This is a genomic window from Hoeflea sp. Naph1 (genome assembly GCF_046837775.1).
Lineage (GTDB): Bacteria > Pseudomonadota > Alphaproteobacteria > Rhizobiales > Rhizobiaceae > Hoeflea.
This window is the reverse complement of sequence record NZ_CP177286.1, coordinates 1,821,377-1,837,417: the sequence shown is the minus strand read 5'-3', so window position 1 is coordinate 1,837,417 and position 16,041 is coordinate 1,821,377. Positions and strand designations below refer to the sequence as shown.

General features: G+C 60.3%; 12 protein-coding genes. 7 read left to right on the top strand and 5 right to left on the bottom strand.

The window, feature by feature from the left end; translation table 11 throughout:
* Nucleotides 1-3: 3 nt before the first annotated feature.
* From ACK6D9_RS08735 to ACK6D9_RS08710, 6 genes are read left to right on the top strand one after another with little or no spacing between them, the layout of a single operon-like run.
* Entirely contained in the window at nucleotides 4-2,163 is a 2,160-nt protein-coding gene (locus ACK6D9_RS08735) for an alpha-galactosidase (protein WP_412051361.1), read from the top strand.
* On the top strand, nucleotides 2,160-2,927 hold the full coding sequence (locus ACK6D9_RS08730; RefSeq protein ID WP_412051360.1) for an SDR family NAD(P)-dependent oxidoreductase: 768 nt from the start codon (nucleotides 2,160-2,162) through the stop codon (nucleotides 2,925-2,927). Before ACK6D9_RS08735 ends, ACK6D9_RS08730 begins: the two co-directional genes overlap by 4 nt.
* A gap of 2 nt (nucleotides 2,928-2,929) precedes the next feature.
* On the top strand, nucleotides 2,930-3,856 hold the full coding sequence (locus tag ACK6D9_RS08725) for a 2-dehydro-3-deoxygalactonokinase (RefSeq protein ID WP_412051769.1): 927 nt from the start codon (nucleotides 2,930-2,932) through the stop codon (nucleotides 3,854-3,856).
* Nucleotides 3,853-4,491, top strand: coding sequence for a 2-dehydro-3-deoxy-6-phosphogalactonate aldolase (locus ACK6D9_RS08720; RefSeq protein WP_412051359.1), 639 nt, complete (start codon nucleotides 3,853-3,855; stop codon nucleotides 4,489-4,491). The genes ACK6D9_RS08725 and ACK6D9_RS08720 overlap by 4 nt, the downstream gene beginning before the upstream one ends.
* Nucleotides 4,492-4,541: 50 nt before the next feature.
* Nucleotides 4,542-5,378, top strand: coding sequence for an SMP-30/gluconolactonase/LRE family protein (locus ACK6D9_RS08715; RefSeq protein WP_412051768.1), 837 nt, complete (start codon nucleotides 4,542-4,544; stop codon nucleotides 5,376-5,378).
* 21 nt (nucleotides 5,379-5,399) lie between these two features.
* The gene (locus ACK6D9_RS08710; RefSeq protein ID WP_412051358.1) at nucleotides 5,400-7,385 is read left to right on the top strand and encodes a beta-galactosidase; all 1,986 of its coding nucleotides are present in this window, start codon (nucleotides 5,400-5,402) and stop codon (nucleotides 7,383-7,385) included.
* A 73-nt stretch (nucleotides 7,386-7,458) separates the two neighbouring features.
* Here the strand turns inward: ACK6D9_RS08710 and ACK6D9_RS08705 are convergent, their stop codons facing one another.
* The 3 genes from ACK6D9_RS08705 to ACK6D9_RS08695 form a co-directional block, all read right to left on the bottom strand.
* Nucleotides 7,459-9,513 carry an FAD-dependent oxidoreductase gene (locus ACK6D9_RS08705; protein WP_412051357.1) on the bottom strand — a complete coding sequence of 685 codons (2,055 nt, stop codon included), beginning with the start codon at nucleotides 9,511-9,513 and terminating at the stop codon, nucleotides 7,459-7,461.
* A 62-nt stretch (nucleotides 9,514-9,575) separates the two neighbouring features.
* A complete protein-coding gene (locus ACK6D9_RS08700; RefSeq protein ID WP_412051356.1) occupies nucleotides 9,576-10,016 on the bottom strand; it encodes a hypothetical protein in 441 nt (146 codons plus the stop codon).
* Nucleotides 10,017-10,043: 27 nt separating this feature from the next.
* A complete protein-coding gene (locus ACK6D9_RS08695; RefSeq protein ID WP_412051355.1) occupies nucleotides 10,044-11,615 on the bottom strand; it encodes a trimethylamine methyltransferase family protein in 1,572 nt (523 codons plus the stop codon).
* Nucleotides 11,616-11,702: 87 nt separating this feature from the next.
* On the opposite strand from ACK6D9_RS08695, the gene ACK6D9_RS08690 reads away from it, so the two are divergent.
* Nucleotides 11,703-12,629: a LysR substrate-binding domain-containing protein gene (locus ACK6D9_RS08690; protein WP_412051354.1), complete on the top strand. Its 927-nt coding sequence runs from the start codon at nucleotides 11,703-11,705 to the stop codon at nucleotides 12,627-12,629.
* 45 nt (nucleotides 12,630-12,674) lie between these two features.
* Here ACK6D9_RS08690 and ACK6D9_RS08685 read toward each other — a convergent pair whose 3' ends face one another.
* Nucleotides 12,675-14,042, bottom strand: coding sequence for a putative bifunctional diguanylate cyclase/phosphodiesterase (locus ACK6D9_RS08685; RefSeq protein ID WP_322987939.1), 1,368 nt, complete (start codon nucleotides 14,040-14,042; stop codon nucleotides 12,675-12,677).
* Between the two features lie 117 nt (nucleotides 14,043-14,159).
* Nucleotides 14,160-15,902: a response regulator gene (locus tag ACK6D9_RS08680; RefSeq protein WP_412051353.1), complete on the bottom strand. Its 1,743-nt coding sequence runs from the start codon at nucleotides 15,900-15,902 to the stop codon at nucleotides 14,160-14,162.
* Nucleotides 15,903-16,041 lie beyond the last annotated feature (139 nt).

Here is a 16,041-nt window from a genome sequence, read left to right as displayed (position 1 = left end):
CACGTGCCCACACTGACCAAGACCCTGCGGCTCGACGGCGTGGCGACCAGTCTGGTGTTTGCCTGGACCACGGGCATCCCGATCGCTATCTACCACGGCAAGAAATTGCCGGCCGACATCGACCTCGATGTGCTGGTGGCGATTTCCGAACGGCCACTGCCGCAGGCAACGCTTGATGACAATGCAGCCATCAGCCTGCACCCGGAAATCGGCCGCGGCTTTCTCGGCCATCCGGCGCTGATCGCCCACCGGCCATCCAGCACCGCGCCAGGATGGGCCGGCCAGTTTACCGTGAGCCGTCAGGAAACCCGCGAAGGCGGCATCACCTTCGGCATGATCGACGCCGACCGCGGCCTGTTGCTTGATCTCAATGTCGACCTTGATCCGGAAACCGATGTGGCGACGTTTTCGAGCAGCCTGCTCAATGATGGCGACACGCCGATCGTGGTCGACTGGTTGTCGACGCCGGTGATCGCGCCGCCACAGCAGTTTTCCCAGTATCTCGCCTTTCACGGCCGCTGGTGCGCCGAATTCGCGATCGAGCGGCAATCCATTCAACTGGGCCTGACCAAGCGCGAGAACCGGCGCGGGCGAACCTCGCACGAGGCATTTCCGGGCACTATTCTGCTCAACGCCATGACCGACGAGGAAACCGGACAATGCCTGGGCCTGCATCTGGGATGGAGCGGAAACCACCGGATGGTGCTGGAGCGGCTGACCACCGGCGACGTGCAGTTGCAGATGGGCGTGCTGTTGTTTTCGGGTGAAGGCACACTCTCGCCAGGCGAGCGGATGACCACACCGACGCTGTATGTGGCGCATTCCGACAACGGCATGAATGCCCTGTCACAGAAATTCCACGCCCATGTGCGCAAGCACATCATCAGGTTTCCGGTTCCCGACAAACCCCGGCCCGTGACAGTCAACACTTGGGAAGCGATCTATTTTGATCACAAGCACGAACGCCTGACAGCGCTGGCCGATGCCGCTGCCGATATCGGCGCCGAACGCTTCGTGCTCGATGACGGCTGGTTCCGTGGCCGCAACGATGACACCTCGAGTCTTGGCGACTGGTATCCCGATCCTGGCAAATATCCCGACGGGCTGCAGCCGATCGCCGATTATGTGCGTTCACTGGGGATGGAATTTGGCCTCTGGGTAGAACCGGAAATGGTCAATCAACAGTCCGAGCTGTTCCAGAACCACCCTGACTGGGTGCTGGGGCTGGGCAACTACCCGAGACTGACCGGGCGCAACCAGCTGGTGCTCGACATCGCCAATCCCAATGTCAGCGAGTATCTGTTCGAGCGCTTGTCCGAGCTGGTCAGCAATCATGACATTGCCTACCTGAAATGGGACATGAACCGCGACCTGGTGCTGCCCGGCGATTCCTCGGGACGGGCGACCGTGTACCGCCAGACGGGCGCGCTCTACGCGCTGCTCGACCGGTTGGGCGCAGCGTTTCCCAAGCTGGAGATCGAAAGCTGCGCTTCCGGTGGCGGCCGCATCGATTACGAGATCCTCAAGCGCACCCACCGGTTCTGGACATCGGACAGCAATGATTCGGTCGAACGGGCGCGCATTCAAACCGGGTTTTCCTATTTTCTGCCGCCCGAAGTGATGGGCGCGCATATCGGGCCGGCCTGGAGCCACACATCTGGCCGCGGCCTGCATGCCGGGTTCCGCGCGCTGGTGGCAAGCTACGGCCACATGGGCGTGGAAGCCGACCTGACCAGGATGAGTGACGAAGACAAGGTGATCATGCGCGACGCCATCGAGCGGCACAAACGCGACCGCCATATCTGGCACACGGGTAAATTCTTCCGAATTCGCACGGTGGATGACACGCTGATCGGCGCACAAAGCGTGGCGGTCGACCAGAGCGCCGCGCGGCTGGTGCTGATGCAAATCGACCGGCCCCGGTCGACCGTTCCGCCACGCATCCGGGTTCCAGGCCTCGACCGCGAACGGGCCTATCGGGTACAGCTTGAAACTGTGACGGAATCGCTCAAGAAAGCGAACCGGAAATTCGACAACCCGCTCTATCACGACGGCTTCGTGCTCGGCGGTGAAGCCTTGGCAACGGTCGGCATCGGCCTGCCATCGCTTTACGCCCAGACCGGGCTTGAGATCACTATAGATGCAATGGACAATGACCCATGAGTACACATCCCAGATACCCAGATCTTGTCGACGCGGCGGTGCTGATCACCGGCGGCGGCACCGGCATTGGCGCTGCATTGACGGAAGGTTTCGTCGATCAGGGCGCGAAGGTTGCCTTCATTGACATCGCCCAAGCAGCAAGCGAGGCGCTGGCGCTGAGGCTGGCTGCAAATGCGCGCCATGCACCGTTGTTCATCCACGCTGACCTGACCGATCTTGAGGCCATCAAGCGCGCCGCGGAACAGGCCGAACAGGCCCATGGCGCGACAAGCGTGCTGGTCAACAACGCCGCCTTCGATGACCGGCATGAACTGCTCGACATGAGCGGCGAGTATTGGGACAACAATCAGGCCATCAATTTGCGGCCGGTCGCCTTTGCCGCCAAGGCAGTGGCCCCGGGGATGATTGCTGCCGGTCGTGGCGCAATCGTCAGTTTCACTTCGACATCCTACATGCTCAACATTGGCGAGATGCCGTCCTACACAGCCGCCAAGGCCGGTATTGTAGGCTTGACCAAGGGGCTTGCCGGGCGGCTTGGTCCCGATGGCATCCGCGTCAACGCGATTGCACCGGGATGGGTAATGACCGAGCGACAGAAGAAGCTGTGGGTGACAGATGAGGGGCTTGCGGCGATGATTGACCGGCAATGCCTCAAACGCCCGATCGAACCTGAAGACATGATCGGGCCGTGCCTGTTTTTGGCGTCCAATGCCGCCGCCATGATCACCGCACAAGTGCTGATTGCCGACGGAGGCATGATGTGAGTATGCCCCCCGCCGTTGTCGCTGTCGACTGGGGCACATCGAGCTTCCGGCTCTGGCTGCTATCGGCTGACGGCACGGTGCTCGCCGAAACACGAAGCCATGAAGGCATGAACGAAGTCGCCGGACGCGGCTTTGAAACCGTGCTGGAAGGCCATCTGGCGACATTATCGGCGCCACGGGAATTGCCGGCCATCATCTGCGGCATGGCCGGATCCCGCCAGGGATGGGTAGAAGCGGGTTATCTCGACATTCCCGCCAATGTCACCGGTATCGGCCAGAACGCAACCAGGGTTCCCGGTGTGGCGCGTGAGATTGCCATCATTCCGGGCCTGGCGGTCCGTTCAAACGACGAGCCCGACGTGATGCGCGGCGAGGAAACCCAATTGCTCGGGGCTTATCTGGAAATGCCGGGTGGCGCGCGTTATTGCATGCCGGGAACCCATTCCAAATGGGTATCCATGGACGGCGCCGTGGTCACCGGTTTTGAAACCTACATGACCGGCGAACTGTTTTCCACCATCAACGACAACACCATTCTGGCCCATTCGACCGGCGGTGCCGGCCCAGTGGGTGCGCAGGATCCGGCTTTTCTGACAGGTGTTCGGGACGGCTGGGCACGACCCGAAAAAACCACGCATCATCTGTTTTCGCTTCGCGCCGGACATTTGCTGCACGCCACCGAGACAGGCTGCAACCGGGCGCGGCTTTCAGGATTGCTGATTGGCACGGAACTGGCCGGCGCCGGCATCCGCGGCAGCGAGCAGGTAGGCCTGGTGGCAAGCGGATCCTTGCAAAAACTGTATCATGCTGCCCTGTCGGAATGCGGTGCAAAACTCCGCGACATTGATGCAGACATGGCGGTCAGGCGCGGTTTGATGGAAGCCTGGCGCAGCTATTCGGCCACAACAGGAGATCGCAAACGCGCATGACCAGAATTCCCTTCCCCTCCATGAAACGCAGCCTTGTGGCGATCCTGCGCGGCATCAAGCCTTCCGAGACCATCGAGATTGTTGACGGCCTGATTGACTGCGGGTTTACCGCCATCGAGATTCCGCTGAATTCGCCGGACCCGTTCAACTCGATCGAGATGGCGGCCAAGCGTGCCCCGGCCGATGTGCTGATTGGCGCAGGCACGGTGCTGACGGTGACCAATGTCGACCGGCTCCATGACGTCGGCGGCCGATTGATGGTTAGCCCCAATGTCGAGCCCGAGGTAATCCGTCGTGCCGCATCGCGCGGGATGGTGACCATGCCCGGCGTGTTTACGCCAAGCGAAGCGCTTGCCGCCTGCGCTGCCGGAGCTTCGGCGCTGAAATTCTTTCCCGCCAGCGTGCTCGGCCCATCGGGCATCAACGCGATATCGGCGATCCTGCCGAAAGACGTTCCCGTCGGTGCTGTCGGCGGGGTTTCAAACGGCGATTTCGCGGCCTATGCCAAGATCGGCGTCCGCACCTTCGGACTGGGCTCGAGCCTATACAAGGAAGGCATGGCGGCGAGCGATGTACTGCAGCGCGGCGCGGAAGCAATTGCCGCGTATGACGCACTTGCGGAGCAAGGACTGTGAGCAACGACCGCACCGCTTTCAAGGGTTCCGCATTGAACGCACCAGCTTGCATGCTTGGCGAGGGTCCTACCTATGACCAGCACACCGGGACTGCCTGGTGGTTTGATATTCTCGGCCGGAAACTGTTCGAAGCCGATATCGAGACCGGCGTTGTGAAAAGCCATCAGTTGCCACAGATGGGGAGCGTGCTGGCGCAGGTTGACGACTACCGGCAGATCATCGCCACGGAAACCGGGCTGCACCTGCGTCAGGTCAAGACCGGCGCGCTGGAACTGGTCACGCCGATCGAGGCCAATTCGCCCAACACCCGCTCCAATGATGGCCGGGTGCACCCTTGCGGCGCGCTTTGGGTCGGGACCATGGGCATTTCTGCCGAACCTGGCGCCGGGGCGATCTACCATGTCGCGCGCGGCGTCGTGAGCGTGCTGTTTGACAAGATCTCGATCCCCAACGCGATCTGCTTTTCGCCCGACGGCGCGATCGCCTATTTCACCGACACGGCAATCAACAAGCTGATGCGGGTGGAGATCGATCCCGAGACTGCGCTGCCTCTTGGAGAGCCACGCGTGTTTTTCGACCATTCGGATGGTGACGGCGGGCTCGATGGCGCCGTGTGCGACGCCGACGGCGTGATCTGGAATGCGCGCTGGGGCGCAGGGTGCGTCGATGCCTATTCGCCTGAGGGAAAACGGACCAAAACGCTGGCGGTGCCGGCAACCCAAACCAGTTGCCCGGCCTTTGTCGGCGCCAATGCTGATCGCTTACTGGTAACCTCAGCACGGGAAGGCATGTCTGCCGAGCAGTTGGGCAATGACCCGAAAGCCGGGATGACGTTCCTTCTCGATCACCCTGTCAAAGGCCGGTTCGAGCCGGCTTACCTGCTTTAAGCAATTGCCGGAGTCCTCTTCATGAACCGTTGCCTCGGCGTCTGCTACTACCCTGAACACTGGCCCGAAAGCCAATGGGCCGAGGATGCCGCGCGGATGGCGGAGCTTGGACTGACCTATGTGCGGATTGGCGAATTTGCCTGGTCGCGGCTTGAACCGCAGCGCGGACTTTACGATTTTGACTGGCTGAAGCGGGCGATCGACACACTCCACGGTGCAGGTCTGAAAGTGGTGCTCGGCACGCCGACGGCGACGCCACCGAAGTGGCTGGTGGATGAGATGCCGGACATGCTGCCGGTCGGCGCAGACGGGATGCGGCGCGGGTTCGGTTCGCGCAGGCACTATGATTTTTCCCATGACGGCTATCTTGAGGAATGCAAACGCATCACTCTGGCGCTGGCCAAGGCGTTTGGCGCCCATCCCGGCGTCCTCGCCTGGCAGACCGACAACGAATATGATTGCCACAACACCACGCTGTCCTACTCGCCCGTGGCGCGCGAAGGCTTCCAGGCGTGGCTGCAACGCAAATACCAGTCGCCCGAAGCTCTCAACCGGGCGTGGGGCAATGTCTTCTGGTCGATGGAAATTGCCGATTTTTCACAAATCGAGCTGCCCAACCTGACCGTGACCGAGGCCAACCCGGCGCATGTGATGGATTTCCGCCGCTACGCCTCGGACATGGTGGTCCGCTTCAACAAGGCACAGGCCGACATCATCCGCACCTATTCCCCCGGGCGCGACGTGATCCACAATTTCATGGGCCGGACGCTGACATTTGATCATTTTGCCGTCGGCGCAGATCTGGATATCTCGAGCTGGGATTCCTATCCGCTGGGCTTTCTCGAGGACCGGTCGGACCGTGGCGACGCCTGGAAGCGAAATTTCGCCCGCGCCGGCGACCCCGATTTCCAAGCCTTTCACCATGATCTTTACCGCGCCACTTCAAAAGGCCGCTGGTGGGTGATGGAACAGCAGCCCGGCCCGGTGAACTGGGCGCCGCACAACCCCGCACCGCGTGATGGCATGGTACGGCTATGGAGCTGGGAAGCGTTTGCGCACGGTGCCGAAACAGTGAGCTATTTCCGTTGGAGGCAGGCGCCATTTGCCCAGGAACAGATGCATGCGGGGCTGTTACGCCCCGATTCAGTCGAGGCCGAGGGCTTTGCCGAAGCCGCTCTGGTGGCAGCCGAGATCAAAACTCTCAACGCCGAACTAAGTGCGGATGCCGGCAAGGCGGATGTGGCAATCGTGTTTGATTATGCTTCCGCCTGGGCCTGGGAAATCCAGCCGCAAGGCTGCGAGTTCGACTATTTCCGGCTGGTGTTCGACATCTACCGGTCAATGCGCAAGCTCGGCCTGTCGGTTGATTTCGTACCGGCGAGCGCGGCCGATCTCGAGGGCTACAAGTTGGTCTCGATTCCGGGCCTGTTTGCCTGGAATAAGGAACTTGTCGAAGCGATCCGCTGCCATGATGGGGCGCTGCTGATCGGCCCGCGGTCGGGCTCGAAGACGGCTGATTTTGCCATCCCCGAGAACCTGCCGCCATCGTTGCCGAAGGACATTATCGATGTCACGGTCAGCCGCGTGGAATCGCTGCGTGCGGACATGCCGGTGCCGGTTAACGAAGGCGGTTGCTTCCAGTTCTGGCGTGAATATCTAGAGACTGGTCCGGGAACCGAGGTGATCGCGACCACTGAGGACGGCGTGGCCGCTTGGGTTGCCAATGGAACAAGGCATTATCTTGGCGGCTGGCCCGACGAGGATTTGATGGCCCATATCCTCACCCGCCTTGCCGGCCTTGCCGGCCTTTCAGGAATTGCCGTCACGACCTTGCCAGACGGGGTAAGGTTGCGCCGCCATGGCGCGCATGTGTTTGCCTTCAACTATGGCAATGACAGTTTTGATCTGGCCTCGATCGGTTGGAACGGCACACCGCTGATGGGTGAACTGACGCTGGCGCCATCGGGCCTCGCGGTGATGCCGGCCTCAGGCATCAAGGCAACGTGAACCGGTATCCCGCACGCGGTGGGTGGCGTTGGTGTTTCATTATCATTCCACAAGCCAGCGCCACCAATCCCCCTCAGATATCCTTCATCAATCTGAGCGCATCATAGATAGCGGCGTGGGTGTTTCTAGCCGCCACCGCGTCACCGATGCGGAACAGTTGGAAGTTTTCAGCCACGTCATCTGCCGGACCACTACCAATTGCTTGCGGCTTGCCGGCGATGAAGGCCTCATAGTCGACTTGGCCGCGGTTTGAAGACAGCGGTTTGAGATCGAAATAGAGTTCATCGAGCGGCAGTGTGCCGTGGTTGATGACGATCTGGTCGAAATGGCGCTGCTTGGCGAGCGGCATGTAATCGCTGCCAATCGTCGCCTTGAGGCGGTTACCATCGCGTTCCACCGCGTTGAGCCGGTAAGTGACGGTAAAGATCACATCCTTGTCCTGCAGTGCGCGCATATAAGGCACCAGGTTCATTGCCATCACGTCGGGTGCAAAACTCCGGTCGGGTGTCATGATCTCGACGCTGGCGCCAGCCATTGCCGCCACTTCGGCGGCTTGCAATCCGGCATGATCGCCGGCGTCATCATAGACCAGCACGGACTTGCCGGGTTTGACATCGCCGGAAATCAGGTCCCAGCTCGAGACCACCAGTTCGTTGCCCGCTTCCAGCACCTCGGTGTGTGGCAGGCCGCCGGTGGCAATGATCACCACATCGGGATTTTCCGCCACCACATCCTGTGCCTCGGCCCAGCTATTGAAGCGGAACTCGACATCACGGGCAGCGCATTGCGCCATGCGCCATTCGATGATGCCGATCATCTCCTTGCGGCGCTGGTTCTGGGCCGTGAGCAGGACCTGCCCGCCCGGGTGCGGCTGCGCCTCGAACACGGTTACGCGGTGTCCGCGTTCGGCGGCTACCCGTGCTGCTTCCAACCCTGCCGGCCCGGCACCGACAATCACCACCCGCTTTTTCACATCAGCCGGGGCGATCGTGTGCGGCATTGTCAGTTCGCGGCCGGTGGCAGGGTTGTGGATGCAGAGCGCGTCGCCAGCCTGGTAAATCCGGTCGAGACAATAGGTGGCGCCAACGCAGGGGCGGATGTCTTCCTCCCTGCCCTCGATGATCTTTCGGACCAGATGCGGATCGGCCATGTGCGCTCGGGTCATGCCGATCATGTCGAGCTTGCCGCTGGCAATTGCATGCCGCGCGGTGGCCACATCGGGAATGCGGGCGGCGTGAAAAGTCGGCAGCCCGACCTCGGCGCGGATGCGGCCGGCGAAATCAAGATGCGGCGCCGAGCGCATGCCCTGCACCGGGATCACATCGGTCATGGCCGGATCGGTGTGGATCTGGCCGCGGACGACATTGAGAAAATCGACATGGCCCGACGCCTTGAACATGTGACCAATGGCAACGCCCTCTTGCTCGTCGATGCCGCCCTTGGCGGTCTCGTCGGCGGTGTAGCGCACCCCCACCAGCAGCTTGTCACCAACCCGCGCCTTGATTGCGGCAACCACTTCGAGCGCGAAACGTGCGCGGTTTTCAAGCTTGCCACCATAGGGCGCGTCGAGTTGATTGGTCAGCGGCGACATGAACTGATCCATCAGATGGCCGTAGCATTCAAGCTCGATGCCATCGAGGCCTGCTTCTGCCATGCGCTCGGCAGCGTCGGTATAATCAGCAATTATGCGGGCGATGTCCCAGTCTTCCATCTTCTTGGGAAACGCGCGGTGAGCCGGTTCGCGCTGATGGCTGGTCGACAATGCCGGCAGCCAATCACCCTTGTTCCAGTGGGTTCGGCGGCCCAGATGGGTGAGCTGAATCATCACCGCGCAACCATGCTCATGGCACTCGTCAGTGAGTTTTTTCATCCAACCGACAACTTCGTCCTTGTAGGCCAGCACATTGTTGAACACCGGCGGACTGTCCTTCGATACCGCCGCCGAGCCAGCCGTCATGGTCATCGCAATGCCGGCCCTGGCGCGCTCGACATGATAGGCGCGATAGCGATCCTTGGGCATGCCATCTTCCGGATAGGCCGGTTCGTGGCTGGTGGTCATGATGCGGTTCTTGAGGGTCAGCTTGCCCAATGTATAAGGCTGCAGCAGCGGGTCGTTGATTTGCACCATCGGTGACGGCTCCTCCGGGTCTGCGCGGGAATGGCGCCAAGCGCCCTCCCGCAAGTCTCAATTCAGTCGCAACTCATGGATGACACGCGCCAGTCATTGGTCAGCGATGCGATATCGCTCACCTGCCATCCGGCGCCGCTGTTTTGAAGGGTCCATTCGATCTCTGTCGCTTGGCCGAAATTGGCAAAATGCGCTGTCACCACCGCTCTCTCGCCCTCAACCGCTTCGTCATATTTGAGCGTTCTGGTGATTTCATCGAGGTCAAGATCCTGGGCGTCGATCGAAAAGACGAAACTGATACAGTTGATCTCGTCCCGCTCCCACGCCGCGTCCGCATCATTGAGGAAATCGAGCATCGGTCCCGTAAAACGGGCGCGATTCTCCGGCAGGTATTCGGCGCCGGGGTCCTGGTAGAAAAAAGACACGGCGTCAGTTGCCTCGCCGGCAAGGGCGGGTGCCGTAAACAAGGAAACAATAGACAGACACGCAAAAATTCTGAACATCGAACGGCTCCGGTTGGGACGGCGACGTCAATACCATGCATCCGTCTGCGCCGCCTTGGTGCGTTCAACATACTCGATCAGCGCCTCGTCTGTCGCCTCATCCATTGCCGGGGCCTGATAATCGGCGAGCATCTGTTTCCAACGCGCATTAGCCCGGGTGGCCGCATCGGTGCGGCCGGCCGCCTCCCATTTCTCATAGGGCTCGTTGTCGGCAATCTGCGAATCCCAAAATGCGGTCTGGTAGTTCTCCATGGTGTGGGCGCAACCCAGAAAATGCTTGCCGACGCCCACTTCACGAAAGGCGCCGAGAGCGAGCGAATTGTCATCAACCACCACGCCAGCCAGGTACGAATGCAGCGCGCCGCAAAAATCGGCGTCCATGACGAACTTTTCATAAGACATAGACAACAGCCCATCGAGGAAGCCTGCCGAATGCAGGATGAAGTTGGCCCCGCTATGCACCGCTGAAAGCATCGACATGGTGCCCTCGTTCATTGCCTGCGCGTCGGGCAGTTTCGAATTGGAGAAATTACCGGCACATCGAAGCGGCAGATTGAGCCGCCGGGCCAGTTGGCCGATTACCATCGAGCCGACGGCAGGCTCCGGCGTGCCGAAGGTCGGAGAGCCCGACCGCAGCGACATCGACGAGAGGAAGTTGCCAAAAATCACCGGCGCGCCCTTGCGCTCGAGTTGGGTCAGCGCACATCCCGCCATGGTCTCGGCAAGCGCCTGGGCGATCGCGCCGGCACTGGTCACCGGTCCCATCGCCCCGCCGAGGATGAACGGCACGATGATGGCCGCCTGATTGGCGCGGGTATAGGCCCGAAGCGCATTGGTCATGGTACCGTCCCAGACCAGTGGCGAGTTGACGTTGACATTGCCAAGGATCACGCAGTTCTGGTCAACGAAATCGCGGCCGAAAACGATCCGCGCCATTTCGATCGATTCCTCGGCACGGTTTTCGGCGGTCACCGAGCCCATGAAGCAACGGTCCGAATACTTCAGATGCGCATAGACCATGTCGAGATGGCGCTTGTTGACCGGCACATCGACCGGCTCGCAGATGGTGCCGCCGGAATGATGCAGCCAGGGGCTCGACTGCGCCAGCTTGATGAAATTGCGGAAATCCTCGATTGTGCCGTAACGGCGCCCCGTGTCCTGATCCATCACGAAGGGTGATCCGTAAGCCGGAGCGAACACAACGCTTTTGCCACCGATCTCGACGCTGTTGGCAGGATTGCGCGCATGTTGGGTAAAGCTGGCAGGCGCCGATTTGAGGATTTCGCGCAGCATTCCGGGTTCAAACCTGACTAACAACCCGTCGACATTGGCGCCGGCAGCCTTCCAGTGGGAAAGCGCCACATCATCGTCGCGAAACTCGATCCCGACTTCGGCCAGAATCCGATCGGCAGTCGCCTCGATCTTAAGCAGGTTTTCCTCACCCATCACATCGTAGGTCGGAATGTTGCGGATGATGTAGGGGGCTGTGCGATGCGGGGGAGTTGTCCCCTGCCCGGCCCGGCGTCCGTCGCGGCCACCGCCACGCTCGCGTTTTCTTGTTCGTGAAAGTCCCTGCTCAACCGTATCTGCCTGATCCATGTCGCGTTCCTCCCAAGAGAAAAGTCTACGGCCGCAAACGGCAGATGTAATGCTGGAAAATTCTTTGCCTTCAGATAAGCTGAACTTATGAGCAACCTTCGCCAACTGTTGCCGTCGGCAGGAAATCTGATTGTCTTCGAGGCCGCCGGACGGCACGCCAGCTTCACCAAGGCGGCACGCGAACTGGGCATGACCCAGGCAGCGGTAAGCTACGCCATCCGCGCGCTGGAGAGCCAGCTTGGCGCGAAGCTATTTCACCGAGCACACAGGGCGGTTTCGCTGACCGAGGCGGGGCGGCGTTTTCATGCCGATGTCTCGTTGGGCCTCAGTCACATCCGCAAATCTGCAGAAGACATCCGTGATCGCGGCCGTGCGGCCAGCGTCACACTCGCCGCTTCCACGGCTTTCGCCTCGCTGTGGATGCTGCCGCGGCTCCACCGCCTGCGCGACGATCTGCCCGATATTGATCTAAGAATCCAAACCGCCGACCGGGATCTGGACATTCGAACGGAATCAATCGAACTCGGCGTGCGGGGCGGACGACCTGAAGATTGGCCCGATTATGACAGCGCGCTGATCGCGCCCGAAGTGATCGAAGCGGTGGCGAGCGCTGCCTATATTGAAAAGCACGGGCTACCCGAAAGCGTCGAGCACCTCACCCAGCACCGGCTGATCCACCTTGAAGAGCCGTTCCGTTCAGCTTGCGACTGGAAGCAATGGTTTCTCAGCGCCGGCGTCAACGGCTCGACTGCAAACCGGGGCCTTGCCATCAACGATTATGTCCTGGTGATCCAGGCGGTAATGGAAGGACAGGGAATTGCGCTTGGCTGGCGGCATCTGACCGAACGGCTGGTATCAGCAAGGCTTTTGCAAATCGTTTCCGGTCACACGCTGGAGACCGGTGCCGCGTTTCATGTGATCTGGCCCAAGGCGCGCACGCTGACGCCGCAAACTGCCAAGGTGCTTGATTGGCTCAGAAAGGAAGGTGGGACCGCGGCTAAGCCACAGACATAATCGAACACACACCGCCTGCGGCCCCGAATTGGAAGGGGCGGTCGCTTAATGGTTGAGGATGTACAGCTTTGCCGAATCGGCACTGGCTTTTTGCTGGGCCTCGATCAGAGCGAAGGTGGCGGCGGAATCAACGGCCTTGCCATAGAGCCAGCCCTGGCCGGTGCGACAACCAAGCTCCTTGAGCTTTTCGGCCTGCTCCTCGGTCTCGATGCCTTCGGCGATGACCTTGAGATTGAGGCCTTCGCACATCGCCAGAATGGCCCGGACAATGTGCTCGGCAGATTTGTCGATGGTGATTTCGCTAATAAAACTGCGATCGATCTTGACCTTGTTGAAAGCAAATTCGCGCAACCGCCCCAGACTCGACTGTCCGGTGCCGAAATCGTCGAGTGAAACCCGGATGCCGATGCTGTGGAGTTCATCTACCACCTTGGCGGCAACCTCGGGGTCGCTCATCATCGCTGTTTCGGTGATTTCCAGCTCCAGCCTGCGGGGATCGAGGCCAACACGGTTGATGATTGCCAGCACGTTGAACGCGGTTGCCGGATCGGTCAGCTGCGCAGACGACAGGTTGAACGACAAGAACAGGTCCGAAGGCCAGTGCTTGGCCGTTTCGGCGGCCTTTTTCAGCAAGGTCTCGGTCAGGGAATCGATAAAGCCGCGCTCTTCGGCAAGCGGGATGAAAAGACTGGGCGATACGAAACCCAATTCGCGGTCGGTCCAGCGGGCCAGCGCTTCGAAACCCTGAATCGACCTGTCCGCCAAATTAACGATCGGCTGGAAGTGCACCTCAACTTCGTCGGCAATGATGGCGCGGCGCAGGGCTTGTTCCACCTGGGTGCCATGCCGCATTTCCTCGGCAATTTCCTCCGAGTAGACGGTGATCTGACCGCGACCGCGGCGCTTGGAGCGATAAAGTGCGGTATCAGCGCTCTTGAGAAGTTCGGCAAATTGCTCGCCGGCAAAGGGATAGACGGCAAAACCGAATGATGCCGACAAGCGGACGTTGCGATCGCCAAGGTCGTAAGGCGCCGACAAGACGTCCTTGAACATCCGTCCGATTTTCTCTGCGCCTTTCTTTTCAAACACCAAGGGCAGGACAAAGGCGAATTCGTCACTTTCGATGCGGGCGACAAAACCGCCATCGGGAAGGCAGGCGCGCAATCTGTGCGCGACCTGACACAGGATTTCGTCTCCAGCGGCGTGGCCGAACAGATCGTTAATCGGCTTGAACCCGTCGATATTGGCAATGCCGATGGTAAACGGAGCGGGGTCATCCGCCCGTTCCGACGCAAGTTTTCGAATCTTGTCCATCAGTCGCCGGCGATTGCCCAGACCGGTCAAAGGGTCCGTATAGGCTATCGCTTTCGGGTTTTGAGACAATATATCTGTGTTTTCATCTTCGGGGGTCATTGATCGCCAGCTGTGCCGCACTTATGAACAAGTGTTCAAAATAGCGACAGATGTCTTAAGAATGTCCTATTATGAGGCCCCTGTGTTTCCATAGATACACATCAGATTCATATATGCTCAGCTCGCCAGCAATACCGCGGCCGAAACCGCGGACGAGCTTGAAGCCCATTTCGATATGATCGATTCCAGCTTTTCAGGACTGACCGGCTTGGAGAGATAATCATCCATGCCTGCAGCAAAACAGCGCTCGCGATCTCCGCTCATTGCATGGGCGGTTACGGCAATGATGGGGACATGCGCACGCTCGCCGGGGCGCGCCTTTTCCGCGCTGCGGATCGCCTGGGTGGCCTGTAATCCGTTCATCACCGGCATCGAAACATCCATCAAGATCAAATCCGGCACGCCCACACCCCAAGCCTCGACCGCCTCCTGGCCATTGCAGACAATTCGAAAATCAACCCCGATTCCTTCAAGGATCTGCTCGAACACGATCTGGTTGACCTCGTTGTCCTCTGCGACGAGCACCCGTATACGATTTTCTGCCGTGTTTGCAGGGATGGCGGGAGCAACACCGGCGTTGTCGGGTTTGGACGGCTGTGTACCCGGCGTCTCTGGTGTTTGTGCTGACACCGAGGGTGCGAGCGAGGTCGGCGCTGGCCGGGGCTCGCGGTCAGACGCTTGAAGCGCCGGTTCATGTGCAAGCTGTGCGCATGTTTCCTGTACCCGTCTGCGGTAAATCGCCTGATCCAGCGGCGGGTGACGGTCGAGCCCGGAGACGCCTTCCATCATTCTTGCCATCCCGGTGGTGATTTCGACGCCGTCGAGCGCCAGCCCGCTTGCCTGAGCCGCATCCAGAAACGCCACGACTTCGCTGGCCTTGCCAATTGCCACCGCTTCTGCGCCTGCGGCCTTCAATGCCATCACCCTTTGTGCCGCGCGAACGGTGTCCTCATCGAGAACCAGGATACGCTCTCCCGTCGCGGACTGGACTGGAGGGTGTTTCTGAACGATGGCCGGGTCGGCATCATAGTGGGAGGTGACGCGGGCTGTATATCGGGGGCTCGACACGAATGCACTCACATCGTCGAAGGACACCGTCACATAGTAACTTCCGGGTGCACCGGAGCGGCGTGCGCGGGTGATTGCGTGCATCACCGTACCGTCGGCACGATATATGTCTTCGGTGGTTTCATACGGCACGCCGGTTTCAAGCACACGGCGTTCTATTTCTTCAAATTTCGCCGCCATCTCCGGACCGACGAGTTCACCTGCAGTCCGGCCGATCACATGCTTGGCATGCAAACCGGGAATAGAACAGAAAGCGTCATTGACGACGACGTAACGAAGCGACGCATCCTTGACCATCACCGGCGTGGCCAGATTATCGAGAATGTGCTGGGCCAGTTCCGCCTGGTGCCTTGCCTCGGCCAGTTCCAGATCGCGGCGCTTCTGCTCGGAAACATCGGTGATGGTGGCAATCAAAATGCCATCGGGCATCCGCCGTTTGCTCAACCGCACCCAGCGCCCGTCACTCATTTGTTCGACGGTCTCGTGGCGTTCGCGCCAATGAATGGCGATGCGTTCGGCAATCCAGTCCTCGCGGGTAACGTTGCGGGCCTTACCATTTGTCGACCCAAACCCCTTCGCACCGGCATCATAGGTGGCGCCGAGCAGATCACGAAGCCTTGCACCAGGCTCAAGAACCTCCGGCGGAACAGCGAAAAAGCGGTGGTATTCGGGACTGGCGACAACAACGGTGTCGTGCCGATCAAAGATGATGATGGCGATGTCAAGCGCCAGCGCCAACGCCTCTACAATCCGGGTGTCGACCGCAGACCGGCGCATTTCGGTTTCACTCAACGCCATTAGCCATCGATCCGATACACGCCGGAACGACCGAAACTTGCTTGCCAACTGCCCAATGTGCGGCCTCCCTGCGAACGCAGCTACTTATGTGGAACGATCCTGTCACAGCAGGGTTAAGCCGCGCTTAACCAAG